16 protein-coding genes and 1 pseudogene are annotated in these 23,111 nt (G+C 61.0%); 10 read left to right on the forward strand and 7 right to left on the reverse strand.

The genetic code is table 11. From position 1 onward, the window contains the following. The first annotated feature begins 495 nt into the window (after nucleotides 1-495). Together H6955_06410 and H6955_06415 are read left to right on the forward strand one after the other, a co-directional pair. Nucleotides 496-1,038 carry a hypothetical protein gene (locus tag H6955_06410; GenBank protein ID MCP5313168.1) on the forward strand — a complete coding sequence of 181 codons (543 nt, stop codon included), beginning with the start codon at nucleotides 496-498 and terminating at the stop codon, nucleotides 1,036-1,038. Nucleotides 1,039-1,115: 77 nt separating this feature from the next. Then, nucleotides 1,116-5,339 (forward strand): hypothetical protein, encoded by a 4,224-nt coding sequence (locus tag H6955_06415; protein ID MCP5313169.1) that lies wholly within the window; start codon nucleotides 1,116-1,118, stop codon nucleotides 5,337-5,339. A 159-nt stretch (nucleotides 5,340-5,498) separates the two neighbouring features. Here the strand turns inward: H6955_06415 and H6955_06420 are convergent. Together H6955_06420 and H6955_06425 are read right to left on the reverse strand one after the other, a co-directional pair. Then, nucleotides 5,499-6,724, reverse strand: a pseudogene (locus H6955_06420) (IS256 family transposase). 929 nt (nucleotides 6,725-7,653) lie between these two features. After that, on the reverse strand, nucleotides 7,654-8,034 hold the full coding sequence (locus H6955_06425) for a nuclear transport factor 2 family protein (protein ID MCP5313170.1): 381 nt from the start codon (nucleotides 8,032-8,034) through the stop codon (nucleotides 7,654-7,656). A gap of 483 nt (nucleotides 8,035-8,517) precedes the next feature. Here H6955_06425 and H6955_06430 point away from each other — a divergent pair, with 483 nt between their 5' ends. The 4 genes from H6955_06430 to H6955_06445 all read left to right on the forward strand — a co-directional run bounded on the left by H6955_06430 (nucleotide 8,518) and on the right by H6955_06445 (nucleotide 11,044). Then, nucleotides 8,518-8,676, forward strand: a complete 159-nt coding sequence (locus H6955_06430) for a hypothetical protein (GenBank protein MCP5313171.1) — start codon at nucleotides 8,518-8,520, stop codon at nucleotides 8,674-8,676. 185 nt (nucleotides 8,677-8,861) lie between these two features. Continuing rightward, nucleotides 8,862-9,317, forward strand: a complete 456-nt coding sequence (locus H6955_06435; protein MCP5313172.1) for a hypothetical protein — start codon at nucleotides 8,862-8,864, stop codon at nucleotides 9,315-9,317. A 251-nt stretch (nucleotides 9,318-9,568) separates the two neighbouring features. Beyond that, nucleotides 9,569-10,456, forward strand: a complete 888-nt coding sequence (locus H6955_06440; GenBank protein ID MCP5313173.1) for a hypothetical protein — start codon at nucleotides 9,569-9,571, stop codon at nucleotides 10,454-10,456. A gap of 135 nt (nucleotides 10,457-10,591) precedes the next feature. Then, a complete protein-coding gene (locus tag H6955_06445) occupies nucleotides 10,592-11,044 on the forward strand; it encodes a hypothetical protein (protein ID MCP5313174.1) in 453 nt (150 codons plus the stop codon). 135 nt (nucleotides 11,045-11,179) lie between these two features. On the opposite strand, the gene H6955_06450 is transcribed toward H6955_06445, so the two are convergent. Together H6955_06450 and H6955_06455 are read right to left on the reverse strand one after the other, a co-directional pair. Further along, nucleotides 11,180-11,575 carry an HIT family protein gene (locus tag H6955_06450; protein ID MCP5313175.1) on the reverse strand — a complete coding sequence of 132 codons (396 nt, stop codon included), beginning with the start codon at nucleotides 11,573-11,575 and terminating at the stop codon, nucleotides 11,180-11,182. A 73-nt stretch (nucleotides 11,576-11,648) separates the two neighbouring features. Beyond that, complete coding sequence (locus tag H6955_06455; GenBank protein ID MCP5313176.1) at nucleotides 11,649-12,914, reverse strand: caspase family protein; 1,266 nt, start codon at nucleotides 12,912-12,914, stop codon at nucleotides 11,649-11,651. A gap of 446 nt (nucleotides 12,915-13,360) precedes the next feature. Here H6955_06455 and H6955_06460 point away from each other — a divergent pair, with 446 nt between their 5' ends. From H6955_06460 to H6955_06475, 4 genes are all read left to right on the forward strand, one after another. Then, nucleotides 13,361-13,843, forward strand: a complete 483-nt coding sequence (locus tag H6955_06460) for a c-type cytochrome (protein MCP5313177.1) — start codon at nucleotides 13,361-13,363, stop codon at nucleotides 13,841-13,843. Between the two features lie 118 nt (nucleotides 13,844-13,961). Beyond that, on the forward strand, nucleotides 13,962-14,588 hold the full coding sequence (locus tag H6955_06465; GenBank protein ID MCP5313178.1) for a sulfurtransferase: 627 nt from the start codon (nucleotides 13,962-13,964) through the stop codon (nucleotides 14,586-14,588). A gap of 160 nt (nucleotides 14,589-14,748) precedes the next feature. Continuing rightward, nucleotides 14,749-18,267, forward strand: a complete 3,519-nt coding sequence (locus tag H6955_06470; GenBank protein ID MCP5313179.1) for a PAS domain-containing protein — start codon at nucleotides 14,749-14,751, stop codon at nucleotides 18,265-18,267. Nucleotides 18,268-18,467: 200 nt separating this feature from the next. Next, entirely contained in the window at nucleotides 18,468-19,649 is a 1,182-nt protein-coding gene (locus H6955_06475) for a methionine adenosyltransferase (protein ID MCP5313180.1), read from the forward strand. Nucleotides 19,650-19,715: 66 nt separating this feature from the next. On the opposite strand, the gene H6955_06480 is transcribed toward H6955_06475, so the two are convergent. Genes H6955_06480 through tatB form a run of 3 tightly spaced genes read right to left on the reverse strand, consistent with a single transcriptional unit; the run spans nucleotide 19,716 to nucleotide 23,096 of the window. Beyond that, nucleotides 19,716-21,536: a thioredoxin domain-containing protein gene (locus H6955_06480; GenBank protein ID MCP5313181.1), complete on the reverse strand. Its 1,821-nt coding sequence runs from the start codon at nucleotides 21,534-21,536 to the stop codon at nucleotides 19,716-19,718. Nucleotides 21,537-21,550: 14 nt separating this feature from the next. Continuing rightward, a complete protein-coding gene (tatC, locus tag H6955_06485) occupies nucleotides 21,551-22,777 on the reverse strand; it encodes a twin-arginine translocase subunit TatC (protein MCP5313182.1) in 1,227 nt (408 codons plus the stop codon). Beyond that, entirely contained in the window at nucleotides 22,770-23,096 is a 327-nt protein-coding gene (tatB, locus tag H6955_06490) for a twin-arginine translocase subunit TatB (protein MCP5313183.1), read from the reverse strand. Before tatB ends, tatC begins: the two co-directional genes overlap by 8 nt. Between the last annotated feature and the right edge of the window lie 15 nt (nucleotides 23,097-23,111).

Raw genomic sequence — 23,111 nt, forward strand, 5'->3', positions numbered from 1 at the left:
CACCGAAGTACGACGTGCTTGGTTTGCATGTGATCGGAGAAATCATCCACCGTTAAGACGATCCCACGGTCCGCGTTGCGACAAAAGCACCCATTTTTCGGCAATGCAGCCGTCTGTTGTTCGGCCGAAACTGCCGGTGGGGATTCGACCCGTCAACGACCGTATTGGGCAGGTTACCGGCCGTAGGGCACGGAATCCAATCGGAAAGCCGCCATCCGATTTTTCGTCCCACCGTTGTCTACCTCTTGCTGCCCATCGCGTCGAGTTGGTATGCGTCCGGTTTTTTTACATTTCGTTGAGTGCCCGCGGGATTAAGATTGCAACTGATGAGATGATATTCAGACGCCTTATAGTCCTAGGGGTAAGCAAATCAATCGCCTGGCGGTTTGGATGATTCGTAAGGCGACATAAATATAGGCGCCCCATTGCAATGGCATCATATTTGCTGAGTCGCAATACCAACTCAACAACTCAAAAAGCAATGGAAAGTGTCCGATGAACTTGTTTAAACCACGATGGGCTTTCGCCCTCTTCGTACTTTTCGCTCAATCTGCTAATGCCATCATCATTGAATATGATTTGACCCCGCTCGGTGGTTCGAGCTATCGGTACGATTACACTGTAGTGAATAGCGGGTCACTCGGTAGCGGCGTGTCGCTGGAGCTGTTTGACGTATTGTTCGATCCGTCATTGTATGACGAGACATCGTTGAGCATCGCAACGCCAGCGCCGTTGGCGAACGACTGGGATGAGTATTTCCTTGGATCGGGGATTGCATTACCGGCCGCTTACGAGGCATTCGCACTGGCAGGTGGAATCGCGGATGGGGCGACCGTCAGCGGGTTTGCCGTTGAGTTTACTTGGCTCGGTGCTGGCCTGCCCGGGCGGCAGGACTTTGAGGTCTACGATCCGAACACTTTCGACCTCTTGGCAGTTGGTTCGACGAGATCTCCGGAATCCGCTGTCCCGCTGGCTGCGCCTCTTCTGCTCATTTTATTTGGCATGGGTTTGATCCGTGTCCAAGCAAGAGCAAATTAGTGCCGCGACAATCACAACAACCAGTCCCGGCGTGGGTCGCTTACGCCACGACAATTTAAAATTGCAGGGAGCATCCAATGCGCATGGCCCGAGCCACGTCACTGTGCACCATCTTCGGTCTCTACTTGCTTGCCGCGTTCGTTGGCGCGATGGCCCCGGCGTATGCCGCGGATTCGCTTACGCTTGGAAACTACCAGCTAGTCTCGTCGAACCGATTGAGTCGTTACGAATTCGAGTACGGATACAAAGCGACTATTACCAACTCCGGACCCGATATTCTGAGCGCGTCGGCGAAGGTGGTGGTGGATGCACCCGGCGTGGTTGTTGTTGACGATGATCTGAACTTCGGCGAAGTAACTACCGGTGCTAGCGCACAGAGTACCGATACCTTCGTAATCAGACAGGACAGGCGCTTCCGCTTCAATGTCGCCTCTCTCTCGTGGGATGTGAACGCGACTTTTCCGCTGGCGCCGCCGAGCGACGTAGAGGTTGCCGAATTAGGCGATGGTCCTAGCGCGATCACAATCAACACGAGGGTATTCGAGGGTCAGATCGAATTGCCTCTGGCCGCGCCGTTCGTGTTGGATTCACTGAGAGTGCGAGTAGGTTTATTCGACGACTCGCCGGTCCTCCCGGATGGGCGATTCACAGCTCGGATGAACGCCGATGCGACAGCACTGTTACGGGTGGCGGATTCGGAGGGAAATATCCTTCTGTTGCAGCTGTTCCCGAAAGCGGAGGGGTTGGTTAGAGTCAACCCACAGATTGACTCGCTCAGCACAGCAGTCGCTTTAGTTGCTTTGACGCCGGGAATCATCACTTCCGATCCAATGCTAGATACGTTAGCCATTGCTGTTTTGGAAAAGCTCCCAGAAACGCATGCACTGGCGGATATTCTTGACGAAGAACTTGCGCAAGGAACGTTCGGGGTGAATAAAGACTTCACTCCGGAAACAGCGGCAGGCATTGAGACCGTTCTTCGCCGGATTGCTACGCTTAGCACCGACGATATAGTAGCAACCTCTTTAGTTGACCAAGTCACTCATTATCTCTCCAGGGTTGCTGCAGCTCTCATAACCCCAGCGTATGCGAACTCGGCCGTCGTGGAAGATTGCGCCGATGCGTTTACGGAAGATTTCGCTGGTGACACTGGTACAGAGGACGACGTGTGCATTGGTGCGGCGCTCGCAAATTCCGGTGAAACTTCTAGCTTCGCGTTCTGGAATCGAAGAACCCGATGGCTCTTTTTTAGTGACGTAACAGGCGGCGGCTCAGATACGATCGCGAAAATTCCACCCAGACATATCGATGTTCCTGGGTTCACCGATACGCTGATTGGAATAGGCGAACTGATCTTCCTTAGTTTTCGCGACATCGGCGAAATGCTCACCGATTTTGAAGGGTACTACGACGACGGCAGTGCGACCAACGCAAACCTCGAAGAAAGCTATGATGCCCGGTTTGGGCTCAGCAAGTCTGCGGAAGATCATGTGTTTGATGGCGCTGGACTCAAGAATTTGACAACCGTAGGCGTTGCGGGTTTCTTGCCGGCTGATCAGGCATTAAACAAATACGCGGTGTCCAGTTTTATCCTCACGACTGGCACGGAGTTTGTCATACCCCTAGCGTCTGTAATGCTCGATATATTTGAAAGAGACTTTTTTGGGCGTGCGTCGAGCGGAATAGATCCATGCATAGCGAGTTCTGGTCGTCTGCTGATTGATCAGGCCTCCGCGCTGAGCAGCCTTAACGAGAAAATTAGAGGTAACTCAGACAGGTCCGAGGTGGCATTGGAATATGCGACCTATTTCACTGAAGACGTCTTGTTGAATGATGATGCTTGGATTTTCATGTCCTGCATTATTGGGGACCTCGATTTATTTATTGCCAAGAAAGGTGCGGGTCTTCTAATCGATAAAATCGTCGAAGAGTTTGGCGGCCCTATAGGGCTAATAAAAAAATTGTCCTCAGGCGCTGAAGCGGCGGCAAATATTTCTCTATTCCTTACGACCCTGTTCGATACGGATCTTGCTGCAGATGACTACTATTTGGCGCGTATCGGGCCTATTCCGGCTCCAGTTGCGTCACTCACGGCAGTTCCAAGTCTGATAGCGAGTGGCGACAGCGCTATTCTTAACTGGAGCAGCATGAATAGCACATCTTGCACCGGTTTCGGATTCTCAACTGATAACAAAACCTCTGGAAGTTACACCGTCAGTCCATTGGTTACCACCGCCTACCAAGTGAATTGCTCGGGCGACGGAGGTACAACAACCGCGATTGCAGTTGTAACCGTCGAGGAGCCGCCCGAACCCAATAGTTGGTCGATTGGGGACTCTGTCGTGGTAACCGCTGATACGAATTGGCGGGAAGACATATCTGAAGGGTCCAGCGGCTTCGTTTCGTCTGGTGCTTATGGCACGATCGTGAACACCCCGGTATTCGCTGACGGTTCGTGGTGGTGGCAGGTCGAATTCGAAAACGGAATCACCGGTTGGGTCGCCGAAGACTATCTCAACCCAGCGGTCGCTCCCCCAATTGACAATGATCCGGCGACTGGACCCGGAAATGTTGTTGTAGCGAGTGGGAGGCAGTGGCTGCAGCCGGATCTCTTCAGAAATGTGTCATGGAGCGACATCAACGCCGCCTGTCCGGATGGACTATGCGTCGGAATCCTCAAAGGATTTAACGTGACGGGATGGAAATGGGCTACGGTCGAAGAGGTGAATGCCCTTTTTAACAGCTATGGAGTGAGCCCAGCGCTCGGCCCCGGGCCGGATACTGTGTGGTTTGAGAACTCAGCGAGCCCGTGGCTGATGGATTTCTTTGCCAATGGATGGCGTCCAACCATAGGGTCCCCAATTCCATCACGCGCGGTTGCTGGAATCATGCGAACACAGAGTGAATTGGGCCGCGCCACCATCGCTACCGCCTTCGACTGGCGGCCTGATTCGGGGGACAACAAAGACTATATGGAAACAAGTGGAAACGCTGAGTTGAATTGGTCAGACGTTCGGTATGGCGCTTGGCTTTATCGTGACCCCACAATTGCCCCACCAACCAACGGGCTCATCGCATCTTATCAGTTTGACGGCACCGCCTTAGACTCTAGCGGAAATCATAATGACGGCTTCACAGTCGGCGACACAAGCCCAACAAAAGACAGGTTTGGCGACAGCGATGCTGCATACGACCTTGATGGTGACGGAGACTATATCGAAGTGCCAAACACAGTCAGCCTCAACGTGTCTGAAGCAATTAGCATTTCCCTTTGGGCGAAGATGGACAGCTACGGTTACGCTGATGTGTTGATTTCGAAAGGTGATCTCACCGGTCGCCCTTTCTACCTACATTTCCACGGTGCATACAAAGTCTTATTTGGTCGATTCGCCACTGCGGATGGCCGTAATGCGGATCTATGGACTGACGTCCCGCCTCCACTGGATGGTCAATGGCATCACTATGCGATGACATTCACTTCAGGCGAGCAACGGCTTTATTTTGATGGTGTTCTAAAAGCGCAGACCTTTATCACCGGCAACTTAGCGCAGAGTGATTTTCCGATGCGGATCGGCAGTCTGACTCCGACTCCCTCTTACCATCTAGATGGACAAATTGATGACGTACGCATCTATGACCGAGCATTGTCAGAGCCCGAAGTGCAGGCATTGAGAAACGATACAGCAAAAACTTGCAACATCGTGTTTTCCGATGACTTCAACCGACCCAATTCACCCACTGTCGGGAATGGCTGGGCCACGGTAAGCGACAGCGCGGTTGACCTCCAGATCGAGGACAATCAGGCTGTCAATAATGGCCCCAACGGTCCCACCTCTGGCATCTATCATGCGCTTCCGGCCCTGAACGGCACCACCAATGTACGCGCAAAGCTCAAGGCCACCAACGGGTACATTGGTTCTGTCGATCGACACGGCGCATTCCTCTGTCTCAATAGCGAAGGCACGATGAGTTCGGGGTACTGCCTAAGATTTACGCAAGCTGCTGAGTCGTACTTGTCGCAGCTGTGGCTTTTCGATAACGGAGTTGAAGTAGCGCGCATTCCTGTGCCGGACCGATACGGTGAATACATTTACGTAGATGCGACCTTTTATCCGGACGGCAGTGTAGTCGGCACCGCCGGGGACGGTATTGCGAACAGCACGAACTTTTCGTTTGGTCCGCGACCAGTCGAAAGCTCTGGAACGAACTTGGCATACCTCACTATTCCACCGGGCTATCAATCCTCTCCGGTGCGGTATCCGGGAGTTGATGACGTGGTGGTGCAGGACAATTGTCCATAGCACAACCTACGAGACGGTGTGTGCATTGAGCGGCTGGCTAACGCACCGTCTCACCCCATGGATCTGCTTGTTGCGGTTAGTGATTTGACTCTCCAGTTTGAGGATGATCGAGCCGTGAGGGGGCTGTACTGAATTCTGTGTGTGAGCCGGTTGTTGAAATCAGTCTTCGAGCGTAAACCGCTCGCCGAATTGTATCGCTAATTGTGACTTGGCAGCCTGCCATTCCCTCGGTGGTCGCTTCCATTTCGCTTCTATCTGCCGCAGCGCCAGGTAGATCAGCTTGGTCGCTGCATCGTCGCTTGGGAAGTGCCCCTTGTTGCGGATCGTCTTGCGGATCTGGCTGTGCAGGCTCTCGATCGCGTTGGTCGTGTAGATGATCTTGCGGACCTCCGGCGAAAACGCGAAGAACGGAATCACCTGCTCCCATTAGCGGCGCCAGCTGGCGACGATCGGTGGGTACTTCTGGCCCCAGGCGCCTTCCTCGAACATGCCAAGGGCGGCCGAGGCGGCCTCGGCGCTGGGCGCCGCGTAGATCGGCTTCAAATCCTTCGCGATTGCTTTGCGCTCCTTCCAGGACGCGAACTGCATCGAGTAGCGGATCAGGTGGACGATGCAGGTCTGGACGACGGTATCCGGGAACACGGCCGTGATCGCCTCCGGGAAGCCCTTGAGGCCATCAACAACGGCGATCAGGATGTCCGTCGTGCCGCGGCTGCGGATCTCCGTCATGACGCGCATCCAGAACTTGGCGTCCTCAGTCTGCTCAATCCAGAGTCCGAGGATCTCCTTGGCGCCGGTACAGTTCACGCCGATCGCCAGATAGACGGCCTTGTTGCGGACCAGGCCCTCGTCGCGGATCTTCATCCGCAGGGCATCGAAGTAGACGATCGCGTAGGTCGCCTCGAGCGGCCGGTTCTGCCAGGCCACGGCCTCATCCATGACCGCCTCGGTGACCGCCGAGACCAGACTCGGGAAACCGTGATGCCGTAGATCTCCTCGATATGCGCCTGGATGTCCCGCGTGCTCATGCCACGGGCGTACAGGGCGATGATCTTGTCATCGAAGCCGGGAAACCGGCGCGCGTACTTGGGGATCAGCAGCGGATCGAACTGGCCATTCCGGTCACGCGGAATATCCAACACCACGCGGTCATCGACCATCGTGACCGATTTCTGCGAATAGCCGTTGCGGTGATTGCCGGCCGCCTGCTGATCATCGTCATCGAGATGAACGTCCATCTCGGCCGACAGCATACGTTCCGCCAGTCGCTTCTTCAGTTCTCCGATCAGGCCATCATTGCCGAGCAGTGCCGCGCTGTGTTCGCGGCCCTCCAGCAGCTTGTCAATCAGTTCGTCTTCAATCGTGGGCTTGGTGCGTCGTGCCATGAGATCCTCCTCGGATCGCTATCATGGCTCAACACACAGAATTTCCTACACCCTCGCCGTGAGCGCGAGTGGCCGGTTGGTAGACGGTACCTCCGGTCGGCGATAGGAATTGCCGCATGACCGTACTCGCAATTCCATTCGGCCTGCTCTCGGTCGGCTGCCATCGAGGCGATATGCAGAGGCGGCCACCGCAAAAGTCGCACTGCAGCCCTTTCGCTTTACCCACCTCGAACGGCAGCAATGGGATGCGGATTCAACCGGTCATTAAGCAATAACAATTCGTTCGGCGAGATGCTCCGGCCTACGACTGTCAACCAACCTATTGAGGTCGTTGCCGGACCTGGTCCCCAACGGCGGCTTCGGCCTACCAACGGACGATCACTGCACCTGAACCGGATCTCCGAAGTGGGCCGAACTCGGAAGAACCTACCCGCTTCACCAATATCAGCCCGTCCCCCTAAGCAGGCAATTCGACCAGAGCTGCGAAACGGAAGCCGAAAGCCACCCCGGCTCGGCCCAAGTTCGGTACCGACCCGACGCAACTCGATGACGCAGATCGACTTTTCCGCGGAAGTTCGGAGATACCGAACCGCCCGAGTTCGGGATAGGTTCGGCAGGTTCGGTTTTTCGATGAGGCACCCGAGAATTCCGTTGCGGATCTTCGGCTTATTTTTCAATGAGTTGAACCTCCGTGGTCCTCATAATCCCTTGGTCGTAGGTTCAAATCCTACACGGCCCACCAAACGCATCGGCGACAACAACGCACGGGGGCACGACCCGGGCATTTGGATCTCACGGCGTTGGCGGAACATCCGCCCGGGGTCGGCGCGGAACCGACGCCTCCCGGACTCACTCATGCACCCTGGCGACGACAACCCGGGCATCGGGCCTCTGCCGCTTCTCCCGGAAGAACGCCCCTCGAGCCTTCATCAGGGCATCGGCGACTCGTCGGTGATGACCATGCGGTTGAACTGGGTGGCATCGAATATCACCTCGAGCTCGACGAGCTTGCCATCCCGAACCCGTGCCAACTGCACCGTCCGCCGGGTACGCCGGGTTTCCAGGTTGACGGTGAAATCCAGCACGTGGCACACGAGCCCGTCATCCTCGAAGCGGTGGAGGACCGTTATCTTGTGCAGGATAGCGCCGACACCCTCCATGCTCGTGACAAAGTCGTCCGGATTGTCGAACTGCGCGATGGGACTCAGATAGCGAAACCCGGAGTCCGCCAGACAGCCGCGTACAGCGCTGAAGTCACGCGCAGCGAGGGCGGCGAGAAAGTTCTCGACAACGCGCACCGACTCGGTCATTGGCATGGCTTCCCACAAGGCCGTGGTCCCAGTTCGAATTCTAGACGGCCCGCCGATCTCATAGTCGCCAATCTCTCTGGGCGAGTGTCCCGGGGAACCCGGGTTTCGGTATGGAGCGCCTGGCCGCCGTATCGGCAGCCGGAAACGCGCTCCTCCCGAGACACCTGACCCTGCAAATCCGGGATGCCGGACCGTCCGGCGCCCCGATTCGGAGGGCGGGATCCAGGCGGTCACCGAGAATCGCGCAAACGCCGGTCACATCTCGACCCTGCTGGCCTGGGGCCGCCACGCGGGTCGAGCCGATCTGGCGTCGCACCGGCCCGATCGGGCACCGCAGGGGGAATGAACAGACTGTGATCGCCGTTTCTTCAGGTCCCGCCCTTTAGCCACGCTCTGATGTACCGCTAACAATGATGGACCGACCGATTTGGTGCCTTTGCTGTCGCCTGCGGTCGGTGGATCCTCAACAGATCGGAGCACACCATGCGTACGACCAGCACGACAGCTAAAACCGGCCATGCGTTTCCGGACATGAGTGATCTGCTCTACCTGATCGGTGTCGGCACCGCGGCCTACGCCAGCCTGTGGTGGGCAATGCTTGGCGTTATGAACGCCTGCCCGCCGAAGAAGTCGTCGCACTGACTGTAGCCACGCGCATCTCAGCTGTCGAGAAACCGGGATCCGTCCGCGGGGGAGTGGCTGGCAAGCCCCTCCAGCGTGATCCGGTTTCCGATGGACAGGCGCAGATGCCGCGTTGCGCATTCCGTGGCGCAGCTGTCTGCGCTTCCGTTGACACCATCGCTGCAGAGCCACCACGGGGACGCGAAATGAATATCGGCGCCTTGGGATCCATGCTGCTTGTGTCGCTTGTCCTGTCCGTATCGAGCCAAGCGGGCCCGTTCACGGACGACCTGTCGAAATGCCTCGTCCGGTCCACCAGCGATCACGAAAAGGGGCAGTTGGCACGGTGGGTGTTCGCCGCCATGTCGTCGCATCCGCAGGTCGCGGACCTGAGCGACGTGGACAAGCGGGAAGCCAGCGCGATCAGCAAAACGGCAGCGAACATATTCGTGGATCTGCTGGCGGTGAAGTGCCGAGATCCGGCGAGGCAGGCATTGCAGTACGAAGGCGAACAGACCATCGAGGCGAGTTTCGAGGTACTGGGCGAAGTCGCGATGCAGGCCCTGATGTCTGACCCGAGCGTTTCCACGTTCATCGAGGAAATGGCCGGCTATGTCGACTCGGAAACGCTCGGGCAGGCGCTGCAGCCGACCCCACAATAGCCCTGCGGTGTGTTCAGCGCCTGCACGGCACCCGCTTGACTCGTTTGACACCGCGCCACAGACGCCCGAACGCGTCGGGCAACGACCTGCCAGCCACCACCGACGACCATCACCGTCAATGAGGCGGGTCGAATCGACCCTGAATGACAAACCGCGTCGACGACGGCGAAAGAAACCGCTCGAACATCCGGCGAAGGCGGCTAGCCTTTAAAGCGGCGGTTGTCGCCGCGGCACAGCGAGGCGCGGATCAGGTGAAAATCCAGAACAGTTCCCTCGAATCGGTCGCGCTGAGAGCCGCCATCGCCCACTACGGCCCTTTTGTCGTCCTCGTCCTCGCGATCGTTGGACTTTCGTGGGTACTCGACAACTACCTTGGCACAGTGGCGTTCTTTCTGCCGCTTCTAATCGCTGCAGGCCTCTGGCTGATCAAGCAGGGTCTGCGAGACAAGGCCGACCACGACGCCATCGAACGGAGCCTTGGCGTGGAATCACCGGAGCCGGGCCAATGGACCGCGGTTTGCGGAAGGGCACGGGCGTTGCAACCCGATGCCGAGACCCCGTTCAGCGATGTACTGGCCTTCCGCTACCAGGTTTTCGACGAAGAACGCGGCGCAAGGACAGCGGGTGAACGCACCAGCAAACACATGACCTGTCGTTACGACGGCTTCTTCCTGGTACCGACCGGCATAGAAACACCTGCCGGAACGATCAGGCTTTCGGGCTTTCCGGATCTCATTCATCTCGAACGGCGCAGCCTGCCGGCGGGCGTGCACGAGCGAGCCCACGCGTCCGCGCAGTTGAGCCCCAGACTGTTGCCAAAGTTTCTCGCCCGGTCGCTGTTTCTCGCGCATGTCCGGGATCGGATCGAAGGCTATATCCGGTATGGGGACGAACCCGAGTCCAGTGAAGGGACCTGCAAATCCTGGCTGCTCCGCCCGGATGAACAGGTTTGCGTCTTCGGTGTCTGGCGTGATGGGGCACTTTACCCCGGCTCCGGCCGATCGCGCGGCCTGCCGGTCTATGCGGGAACCGCAGATGAGGTGCGCCAACGCCTCAAGGGTGACAGTAGCGCCTTTTTCGTCATCGGCGCGATCATCATCGCCGGGGGCCTGACGTGGGCCCTGTGGAGCACGCTGTAACACCGTGCGGAAAACGGTCCGGGCCGCGTTTGCACGACGCGACGGCTCGACACGTCACACCAGCGGATTCGTTCGATGCGGCATCGCCGGCTCCCGGCACAACGATGTAAGGTGTACTCAACCCTGGAGGCCGATATGACTGAGCAGACAATGCGAACCTTACTCCCCGCCGTGTTGGCCATCATCCTTCTGCCGGCGATCGCCACGGCCGATCTGCTGGAGAGCGCCCCGTACCGGCGTGCGTTCGTGCAGATGGCGGAGTCGACATTCACCGAGGTGTTTGCGACCGATCCCGAAACCAAAGACCTATCGGCTGACCAGCTCAAACAGAAGGCACGCGCGACGGCGGAGGCATTCGCCGAATGCCACATGATCGCGATGTCCGCATATTCCGATGACCTGCAGAATGTCGCGTACCGGACCATCCTCGAAGGAGGCAGCTACGCCGATGCGGAGTCGGCGTTCGAGTCGGCGTTGTCGGCGGTGCTGGAGGCCGAAGACGGCTCGTCCGAAGCGGCCATTGCGATGATGAGGAAATCGATCGAAATCGGCGGTGCCTGCGCCGAGCAGGTAAAAAACGATCTGTAACGATGTCGAATGGCCGGGGATACCGCCGCATACCGGCGGATACATCAGTCGCGGGTATCGCGACGGGTGCGCTGGCGGTCGGGACGGCCCGGCGCACAACGGGGGCCTCGCGGCGCACCCGAGTCGTGACGTGACCTACCGCCCCGACCAGTAGTCGGCCCGTTCCGGCAGGACCCATCGCACGCCCCCACGCGGGTCCTGCACGTCACCCGGCCGCCGTGGAATCAGATGGATATGGCAATGCCGAACGGTCTGTCCCGCCGCGCGACCGGCGTTCACGCCCACATTGAATCCGCGGATCCCCGCATCTTCTGCCATCAGGTCGCGTCGCAATATCGAAAGCAGTTCGCTGCAAGCGAGTAGCTCGTCCGTGTGCAGTGCGAAATAGTCTTCGACATGGCGCCGAGGTATCACCAGTACGTGGCCACGCGACACCGGAAAGGCATCGCGGATCGCGTAGGCGAGCGCATTCTCAGACAGGATACTGTCGGGTGACGGCGGGCAGAAGATGCAATCGGGTTGCTGCGTCACGTGTCTCACCCATTCACCGCGCGACCGCGGCCGAGCCGTCACCGTGCCGGTTCAGACCGGGATGGCGCGACGCTCATCCGGGATTGAACGAGAAATCACCGGTGAAAGATGACTCGGTCCACGGCGTCTGCAGACCGCCGGTCTCGGCGTTCACTCCCTGCAGCACGCGTTTGAACACCTGCTCGATGCTGATCCCCGGCTCCGGCAAACTCTCGAGCAGGTGCTTGGTGTAGACGCCGTGGTCCCCCTCCCCGTCCGCCGCGGTGGAACCCGGACTCGTCGCGAAACCAATGATGGTGCCCTTGGGACCGTGCACCTGGGCCAGACCGCGGGCGCTGCTGCGGAAACTGCGCGGCAATGGATTGTCGCGGCATGCATCCAGAATCACGATATTGAGATTGTCGGTCGCCTCACCCATCGCACCCAATACCTGACCAACGTCGACCGCCTTGTAGCGTACGTCACTCTGCCGCCGGATGGCCGCTTCGGTCGGGATCAGGTAGTTCGACCCATCGACCTGCACGCCGTGTCCGGCAAAATAGAACAGCGCCACGTGCTGGCCGCCGACCAGCTTGCGCCCGAATTCGTCGATGGCCAGTTCCATCTCGCGCTGGTTTGCGTCGAGCTTCAGGATCACCGAGAAGCCCAGCCGGCGCAGGCTCTCGGCCATGGCGTTGGCGTCGTTGACCGGATTCTTCAGCGGGCTCTGCTGGTAGTTGCTGTTGCCGATCACCAGCGCAACCCGGGGTACGCCCGATGCCGCAGCAGCCACCTGCGCGGCCAGTGCCGTCTGTGCGGCCGGGGCAGTTGTGATCTCCGGCTGGCTGCCGCCGAAGGCAGTGACCTCGACGTCGGCATAGCCTTCATTGTCGGCAGTCGCGCCGTAGGTATCGTTGATCCTGAAATACAACGGACCGCTTGCCTGGGCCACGAATTTGAGGTTGTCACCGATCGCGAACGGTGCACCTTCATCACCGATCCGCGCGATCAGTGTCGAATGACTGAAACCGCTGATCACTTCAGGAAACAGCGGCAACTTGAAGCACAAGGGCCCGTACATACCGACACCGTCGGGCCCGGTCACATTGCATGTCCCATACGTCTTCCACTTGCCTGTGGCGGTGACGCCGTATTCCTGCCCCTCGGCCACTTCGACGCCGGAGTTCCGCCAATCTTCGGCTGCGGCAAGCACCCTCGTGTGTACAGTGCCGCCGGAGGTCAGCGCCTTGGCGGTCACATCTTCCTTGTACAGCGACTGTTGCGGCGTACAACCTGCGCCTAGCAGCGCAAGCAGCAGCGCGATGCGGGGAATCGTCCGGTCATTGTATTGTTGTTTCATCGATCACTCGTCGAAAGCGCAAGATCTTGGTTCTCAATGGGTGGCCTACGGAGTTCACCGCGACCACAGGCTTCAGCGCAATCACTTTCCCTGACGACGACGCGCGCACACCAGGGTAAGGTCGTGGGCATTCGATGACACCACTTCCACTGCTGGCCTGCAAGCCCGCCGTGGGCAATCTCCCTTGCCGCATCCAGGTTTCGTGGCAAGGGCACCCGTGAGCAGCTCGACGGGGCGTTCATTGTAGTTGGCGGGAACAGATCGACTAATATGTTAATGGACCGCCGACCGGGCACGCGTGAGAGAGGGGTGGCGATGCGGAATACCAGCAGCGAACCCGTCGCAGTGGATCGCCGGAGCACCTGGCTGCGGCATCAGCCGCGCGCATCGAGCGGGCGGATGCTTGTACGGTATGCGAGGCTCACACTGCGGGAGAGCTGACAACCATGCGACTCTATCGATACGTTTGGGCGGCGCTGGCAATGGCTGCGCAGGCACTCGCGGCGCCTGGCCCGTCCGGACCGGCCGGCTACGAAAACGACGTCCGCACCTACAACCTCGCGCATGGACGGGTCGTGTTTTCCGAACGCTGCATGCGTTGTCACGAGAGTGGTCGCAAAGGCGCACCGGTGTTCGGTGACGCCGCCGACTGGAAGGCACGTGTCCGCCAGCCGCTCGATACCCTCATCGAGCATGCGCTGACCGGCCATGGCCGCATGCCGCCACGCGGCGACCAGCTCATCAGCGATCAGGATGTCGCAGCGGCGGTCGCCTATGTCGTCAACCGCGCCCGGGTGATCGTCGCGGTAGAGGATGGTGAGCTGCCTCCCCCGGCAACCGGTCCGGAGGGCTCCCAGAATGACGACACGGCGGACCAGGCAGTCCTGCAGATGCTTCTGCTGCTGCTCGAACGCGACCGCTGGAAATAGGCATCCATCGGGCGACCCTTGGCGGGGCGCCGCCACGGCATCCACCGGAAATCGATGTACGAACCTGCTAGGGTACCGGTCTAACGATGCAGCTTTGTTTGGCACCGATATGCAGATAATGCGTCTGAACGCCCTGACCGCGACACTGGTCGCCACGTCGATGAATGCATCGGCAATCGACGAGTCCGCGGTCAGGGAGAAGTGGCACACCCCCTTCGGCCTGTACCTCAGCGCACGCGAGGCCTACGAACTCAAGACCTCGCGCCCAGACGAGGTATTGTTCATCGACGTACGGACCCCGCTGGAACTGCGGTACGTGGGTGTGGCGGAACAGATCGATGCGAACATCCCCTATCGGTTTGACACGACCGAGTGGCGCGCGAAGTCGGGGGACCGTCACGGCACCTTTCGTCGAGAGCTGAACTTCCAGTTCGAAGCGGCAGTCGAGAACGCATTGCAGGCCAAGGGCCTCGACAAGTCCAGCCCCATCATCATCATGTGCACCTCGGGCAGCCGCGCCCCCTATGCCGCACGTGCCCTGTACGATGCCGGCTTCAAGACCGTGTATACCCAGGTCGAGGGTTTCGAAGGTGTCAAGGCGCGTTCCGGCCCGCAGACCGGCAAACGCGTGGTCGCCGGATGGAAGCACGAAGGCCTGCCCTGGTCCTACGAACTGCAGGCGGAAAAAATGTACTTCAATTTTGCGCCGACGCCGGCCCCGTCGACGGCACCCCGGACCGAATAGCACCCGCTCCCCACGGACGCGCAGAATTCTTCGCCCCGGGTGCCCATACCGGCACCGCGGCCGGCGCCTGTCCGCCGCGGGAAAACACCTGTCGACGTTCAAGATTTTGCCGATGCTGACGACTAACTGGCCAGTTGTAGCGACGACGGGAAAAGCAGGCGTGAAGAACAATCAACCGGTTACCCAGCAGGAACGCGAATTCAAGGCCGGACAGATACTGGCATCGCGGACCGATCTCAAGGGCATTACGACCTATGCCAACCAGGCGTTCATCGAGATCAGCGGCTTCAGCGAGGACGAACTGGTTGGGCGCAATCACAACGTGGTGCGTCATCCCGACATGCCGCCCGAGGCGTTCCAAGACCTGTGGGACACCATCAAGGCCGGCAAGCCCTGGACCGGGATCGTCAAGAATCGCTGCAAGAACGGCGACCACTACTGGGTCAAGGCCACCGTGACACCGGTTATGCGCGATGGCCATATCGTCGAATACATGTCTGTGCGCATCCACCCCACACGCGCAGAGGTCGAGCAGGCCGAGCAACTGTACCGCGCGATCAACGCCGGGAAAGCGACGCTCAAGCCGACAAGGGCGGCACGCCTGATGCATGCCGTGCGTTCACTGCCGACCAGTCGCAAGTTGTCCATCGCCTTCACCCTGCTGATCGCGGGGATCACCGCCTCGCTGATCGGCGCCGGTTTCTGGCACATGCACAAGGCCGCGGTCGACCGTGAGCTTCAGAATCTGAACGAACACTACGTCGAACTGCAGGGCAGACTCGACGCCGAGGTGCGCACGGCCGCCACGCTGGCCACACTGGTGGCCGAGATGCCGGATGCCCAGGACGCGTTCGCGGCCGGTGACCGCGAGCGGCTGCTACAGATGTTCCGCACACCGTTCGAACGCCTCAAGAAAGATTTCGGGGTGCGCCAGTTTCAGTTCCATACGCCGCCGGCCACCTCGTTCGTACGCATCCATAAGCCCGGCAAGTTCGGAGACGACCTGACCGGCAAACGACCGACGATCGTCAAAACGAACAATGAAAAATCACCCGTGACCGGCCTGGACATTGGTGTGTTCGGGCTTGGTCTCCGCGGCTTGACGCCCGTCTTCAAAGACGGTGTCCATCTCGGTTCGGTCGAGTTCGGCATGGCATTCAGCAAGGAGTTCTTCGAGGCCTTCAAGTCGAAGTACGGCACCGACGTGACGCTGGACCTCTTCAAAGGCTCGGATCTCGAGGCGTTTGCGAGCACCCTGCCCTCGGCGCTACCGTTCGGCAGCGAGGACGCAGCCAGGGTGCGTGCCGGGGAATCCTTCATGCAGATCACTGAGCTGGACGGCGTCCCGCTCAGCGTCTTGTCTGCACCGCTGCGCGACTTCGCCGGCGAGGTGGTCGGCATGCTGCGCATCGCGGCCGACCGCAGTGCCTTTGTTGCCGAGATGTCCGAGCTGCGCAACCTGGCACTCGTCGCCGCACTGTTTTCAATCGTGATCGGCCTCGTGGTCTCGTACCTGATCGCGCGCAGTATCACGCGTCCACTCGGACACGCAGTGGCCGTCGCGCACGCGATCACCGAGGGCAAGTACGACAACGACATTGCCAGCGACCGCGATGACGAGGCCGGCGAGGTGCTACAGGCGATGCAGACCATGCAATCGCGCCTCAACTACGACGTGCACACGGTGCAGGAGGCCCTACAGTCGAACCTGCGTGTGCGCTCGGCGCTCGACAACGTCGATTCCTGCGTGACGGTCTCCGACCGCAACAATCTCCTCATCTACATGAACAAGGCCGCGCACGACCTGTTCGACCTGATCGGCCGGCAGAAGGGCGCGGCCTTCCGAACCGATGGCTTGATGGGAACCAGCCTCGCCGACTTCTTCGACGATGCGGAACTGCGTGCGGCCTATCAGCGCCAGCTGACCGAGACGCGCACCTCACAGCTCACGGCCTGGGGGCGGACACTCAAACTGGTCACCTCTCCGGTGCGCGACGACGAAGGCGAGTACCAGGGTCGCGTGACGCAGTGGATCGACATCACCGAGGAACTGGCTGCACAGCAGGCCGAACAGGAACGCCTGCAGGAGGAACGCCAGACAGCGGCGGCCAACCTGCGTCTGAAGGTGGCGCTGGACAACGTCAGTTCGAACGTCATGGTTGCGGACCAGGACCACCAGATCATCTACATGAACGAGACCGCACTGAAGCTTTTCACCGGCGCAGAACAGGATATCCGTTCAGATCTACCGAACTTCTCGGCCAGCGCCATCATCGGTTCGAACATCGATGTCTTTCATAAGAATCCGAACCACCAGCGCGGCATGCTGAACCAGCTGAATGCGGCACACCAGTCGGAGTTCGTGGTCGGCGGCCGCACGATGCGGTTCATCGCGAACCCGGTCGTCGACATGGAAGGCAAGCGACTTGGCACTGTCGTCGAATGGGCCGATCGCACCACCGAGGTCGCGATCGAGCACGAGATCGATGGGATCGTCGAGTCGGCGCGTGCCGGCGACCTGACACAACGCATCGCCGAAGACGGCAAGCAGGGCTTCTTCCGACAGCTGGCTGGCGGCATCAATGCGCTGATCGACCAGATGGAGCGCGTGTTCGATGAAATTGCAGCGGTCATGGGGCGTCTCGCGCAGGGCGATGTGACACGGCCGATGACCGGCGAGTACGAAGGCACCTTCGGACGCGTAAAGGCGGACATCAACGACAGTCTCAACCACCTTGGCGACGTCGTTCGCCAACTGCGGGAAAGCGCGGACGCGATTGCGACGGCGTCCGACGAGATCTCGAGTGGTAACACCAACCTGTCGTCACGGACCGAGCAACAGGCGGCCAGTCTCGAGGAGACCGCGGCCAGCATGGAGCAACTCACCGGCACAGTGCGCAACAATGCGGACAATGCCCAGCAGGCCAATCAGGTCGCCAACAGCGCACGGCAACACGCCCAGAGTGGCGGCGAAGTGGTGAGAAGTGCGATCGAGGCGATGAACCAGATCAATGACGCGTCGGGCAAGATCGCCGAGATCATCGGCGTGATCGACGATATCGCGTTCCAGACCAACCTGTTGGCGCTCAACGCCAGCGTCGAGGCGGCGCGTGCCGGTGAACAGGGCCGCGGATTCGCCGTCGTGGCCACCGAGGTCCGCAACCTCGCCTCGCGTTCCGCCTCCGCGGCGAAAGAGATCAAGGAGCTGATCCAGGACTCGGTCGCCAAGGTCAAGACCGGCGCAGAGCTGGTCGATCGGACCGGGGCGTCGCTCGACGAGATCGTCGACGGGGTGAAAAAGGTCGGCGATATCGTCGCCGAGATCGCCGCCGCCTCGGCCGAGCAGTCGGCCGGGATCGACCAGGTCAACAAGGCAGTGACTTCGATGGACGAGGTCACCCAGCAGAACGCGGCGCTCGCCGAACAGACCTCGGCGGCTTCGTCGTCAATGAGCGACAAGGCGCGCGAGATGAACCAGCTGGTGGCCTTCTTCACGGTCGACGGTGCGCAACCTCGGGCCGCGACGACCAGGCCCGCGGCGTCGCCGGCCACGGCTCCCCCGCCGGCTGCAAAACCGGCAGCTGCCAAACCGAAGCCGGCCACCGCGGCGGCACCGCCCGCGCGCCGCAACAAGGTCGAGGCGACACCGGTCGACGACGAAGACTGGGAAGAGTTCTAGGCGGTCATTCCTCGGAGCGCGGTGGCCCGGGCCGCGCTCCCGACCCTTCCCGGCACGCCGGCCGACGCATCGCCGTCGAGGCCACGCCGTCGCCCCTCTCCACCCGATCTACCTTATAGTCGGAGCCACACCCATCCCACACGGCTCACCAGGGTAGGCCGCCGGGTATCCGCAAACATCGCCACCGGGAGCGCAGCGCCATGACCTCCGACTATCTGTTCACCTCGGAGTCGGTGTCCGATGGTCACCCGGACAAACTCGCCGACAGGATCTCCGACACCGTACTCGATCGCTGTCTGGAACTGGACCCGCATGCGAAGGTGGCGTGCGAGACCCTCCTGGCTGACGACTTCGTCGTCGTGGCCGGCGAGTTCCGACTTGGCCCGCCCGGGGCATTCGCGACGCTGCGCGGCGAACTCGACGGCATCGTTCGTCGCCTGCTGCACGACACCGGTTACCGCGCCGACTTCCCTGGCATCGACCCGACGGGCTGCGAGGTGCAGTTGCGTGTGCATGGTCAATCGGAGCAGATTGCCAAAGGCGTCGAGCGCGCCGACGGCGTGCTCGGCGCCGGGGACCAGGGGCTGATGTTCGGCTATGCATGCGATGAGACCGAGGAGCTGATGCCACTGCCGATCCAGCTCGCCCATCGGTTGATGCAGCGCCAGCATGCATTGCGCCACGCCGGGGAATTGCCGTGGCTGCGCCCGGACGCCAAGGCCCAGGTAACGGTGCGCTACTCCGGAGACCGGCCGGTCGAGGTCGATACCGTGGTCATCTCGACCCAGCTGCAGGGCGAACTGTCCGACGCGGCGATAGAACGCGCGGTGATCGGGGAACTGATCGAATCGGTGGTACCCGCTGGCCTGCGTAGTTCGCGAACGCGCTACCTGGTCAACCCTGCCGGACGTTTCGAGGTCGGCGGGCCCCACGGCGACACCGGCCTGACCGGACGTAAGATCGTCGTCGATACCTATGGCGGCAGCTGCCCGCACGGTGGTGGGGCCTTCTCCGGCAAGGACCCGACCAAGGTCGACCGCTCGGCCGCCTATGCGGCCCGTTGGGTGGCAAAGAATGTCGTCGCCGCGGGGCTCGCGCGGCGCGTCAGCGTGCAGCTCGCGTACGCGATAGGCCGACCCGACCCGGTGTCGATCCGGCTCGACACCCAGGGCACGCACAGCCTGCCCGAGCACCGGATCGCACAGGCGGTACGCGCGATATTCGATCTCACGCCGGCGGGCATCATCCGCGACCTCGACCTGCGCCGGCCGATCTATGCGAAGACCGCGGCGTTCGGCCACTTTGGTCGCGAACAACCCGAGTTCACCTGGGAGCATACCGATCGCGCTGCGGAGCTGCGCCGGGCGGCCGACGCCGGTTGAGCAGGCCACGCTTCCGCTCGCCCGGACACCCCGTCGGGCGTGGCGACGGCTGTCCCCGGTACTACGTCATTCGGCCCGCGTGGACGATTCCAGCAATGCCGAGATGTGGCCGGCATACCAGAACGGCTCGTTTTGAACGCCCGCACGCGCCTGTTCCGCCGCCGCTCTACCTTTCGCCACCAGTGCCGGGTCATCGCTGTGCAATGCCAGGCGCACCAGCATCGCCGAGGGCGACGGCAGCGCGCCTTCGGCCAGTGCCGATTCCTCGCCCATGCCGGGAATCAGCGGTTCGTCGTCCAGCCGCCAACCGGCCGGCCCCGAATAGCGCTGCCACGCGAGGTTGACCAGTGCCGCAACCAGCGTGCGGTCGGTCGGATCACCGCTCAAGGTTGCGTAATGCGACATGCCGTAGGCGACGTAGGCATAGTCGGCGAGCGACGCATCACCGAACGGCCGCCCCTTGTCATCGAGTGCGCGCCGAAGTTCCCCGCCGTCCCACAGGCGGTTGCGCAGGAAGTTCCGCAGACCGGCCGCCGCGCGACGCAGTGTCGGGTCCTGCCAGCGCAATGCGGCCTGCGACAGCGTGGCCAGCATCAGGCCGTTCCAGCCCGCCAGTTCCTTGCCATCGACCGGCAGCGGGCGTTGCGCGCGCACGGCGAGCAAGCGTGTACGGATATCGCCCAAGCGGTGTTCGATCACCGTCTGCGGTTGCTTCAGCGCATCTGCGATCGCCGACGCGGCCTCGCCACGTCGCGGCAGATAACGGTCGCCGAACGTCGCGACGTCCAACATCCGCCAATGACGCCGCGCCAACGCGGTGTCCTGCTCACCCAGCGCCGCATGCAGTTCCTCGACGCGCCAAAGATACACGGCGCCCTCTTCCCCTGAGCCATCGACCGCCGAGAAGCTCGCCACGTAACCGCCCTGGGCACCCGGCATCTCGCGCAACACGAAGTCGAGCGTGTCGCGCGCGATCCGCGCGTAATCCTCGCGGCCGAATACGTCGGCAGCGCGCAGGTAGAGCTCGGCCATCATCGCCTGGCTGTAGAGCATCTTCTCGAAGTGCGGGGTGTCCCACGAGGGGTCCACGGTGTAGCGAAAGAAGCCGCCGGCGAGATGATCGCGCAGACCCTCGTCCGCCATGCGGTCGAGGGTCAGCATCAGGAACTCGGCAAGCTCGGCCCGCGGCGCGCTCTGCTGCAACTCCAACAATGCCATCAGCTGCGGCGTCATGGGAAACTTGTTCTGCTCACCGAAACCGCCGCCGAGCACGTCTGCCAGACCCATTGCCTGCGCGAACAGGCCCTGCCGCAGAGCGGACTCGGGCAGCGACTCGCCTTGTTGCGAAATGTTCTCCAACGCGATCTGCAAGGAGGTGCGACGCGCGAGCTTGCGCAACTTGCCGCGCTCGTCCCGCCAGGCGCGCTGCAGGCGATCGAGCAACTCGCGGAACTGAGCGGCCGGCAGGTAGGTCGCACCGATCAAAGGGTAACCCTCAGGGGTCAGGAAGACGTTCAGCGGCCAGCCCGCCTGGCCCTGGGTACGTTCGAGAAAGTCGATCAGGTGCGTGTCCAGTGCGGTATGCAGTTCGCGGTCCAGCTTGACCGGAATGAAATGGGTGTTGAGCAGTGTCGCGATCGCGGGATCACGATAGCTCTCGCGCTGCATCACATGGCACCAGTGACAAGAGAAGTAGCCGCTGGAGACGAACAGCAGCTTGTCCTCCTTGCGTGCGCGCTCGACAACAGCCGGCCCCCAATCCTGCCAGGCCACCGGATCTGCACCATGCATCGCAAGGTAAGGCGACGGGTGTCCGGCCAGCTGGTTCTCCAGCGCTGCCACCTGCCCTGCGTACAGGCTGATCAGCAACAGCAGCCACCTCGGCATCGCCGCGATTCGCCTCAGCTGTCCAACTGTTCGAGGATATTGAGCGCCACCTTGCGCTGCGTCTCGTCGCCTTCGCTGAGAACCTCGTACAACAGGCGACGCGCCTCGCTGTCAGCGCCGGTGGCACGGAGTGCCGCGACCTGTTCCAGCTTGGCATCGACCAGTGCCTCGGTCGCAGTGCGCCGCGGGAAATCCTCTTCGTCGAGCATGTCGGCGGAGTCGTCCGCGGTCCATCGTACCGGTTCCTCGGCCGGGCCGTTCACGTCCTCACTGTCCGAATACTCGTCGTAGTCGTCGGACGCCCCGTCGGCCGGCGCATCGGATTGGGTATCCGGCGATGCCTGCTCGGCACGGGAGGCGCGGTCCAGCTCCTCGAACTCGGCCTCGATACGATCGAACTCGTCATCGGATGTGTGCTCGCCGCCTGCGACGCCTGCCGACGTCGCGCCGGCAACCGCGTGCCCGGCCTGTCCATCGACCACCGCCTCTTCGTCGCCGCCGGAAGGCGCGGCGCGGCGCTTTGCCATGGCGCGTGCGAACAGCAGTCCGATTTCGAACAACAGCCACATCGGCAATGCCAGCAACGTCTGCGAGATCACGTCCGGTGGTGTCAGCAACATCCCGATCACGAAGGAACCGACGATCACGTAGGGGCGCTTTTCACCCAGACGTTCTGGCGTGGTCGCGCCGGCCATCACCAGCAGGATGGTCGCTATCGGCACCTCGAACGCCATGCCGAAAGCGAAGAACATGCGGATTGCGATGTCCAGGAAGTCGGCGATGTCAGGCATCACCTTGACGTCTTCGGGCGTTACGCCGACCAGGAACGGAAACAGGATCGGCAGTACCACGAAGTAGGCGAACGCCGAACCGAGATAGAACAGCAGGATGCTCGACAGCAACAGTGGCAGCGCAAGACGTTTCTCGTGCTGATAAAGGCCCGGCGCAATGAAACTCCACAATTGATAAAGCAGGTAGGGCATCGCCAGAAACACCGCCGCGACGAAGGCGAGCTTCAGCGGTGTCAGGAACGGCGACAGCACCTTCGTGGCAACCATCGAGTTGCCTTCCGGCAAGGCATTGATCACCGGCTGCGCAAGCACGTGGAAGATGTCGTTGCCGAACGGGAAAAGCACCAACAGCAGCACGACCACGGCCAATGCCATACGCATCAGGCGATCGCGCAGCTCTACAAGGTGGCTTATGAACGGCTGCTCGGGCAGCGAGGCGTTATCACTCATGTTTGTCGTCAGCGGTTTCGGACCGGGGTTTCACACCCACCGCAGACTCGGCATCGGATTTGATCTGGGCGAAATCCTTTTTGGTATCTTCGACGATCTCGTGCATCGGGTTACTGCGCTTCTGCTTGTCGATGATTTCGCGCAGTTCGTCAGCCTTGATTTCACGGTCGATATCCTGTTTGACCGAATTGATGAAGCGCCGTCCGCGGCCGACCCACATGCCGGCGGTACGCGCCACCTTCGGCAGGCGTTCAGGACCGATGACCAGCAGGGCAACCACGCCGACCACCAACAACTCGAGGAACCCGACGTCGAACATTGAATCGTTCCGTCA

Source organism: Chromatiaceae bacterium (genome assembly GCA_024235395.1).
Lineage (GTDB): Bacteria > Pseudomonadota > Gammaproteobacteria > Chromatiales > Chromatiaceae > Thiosocius.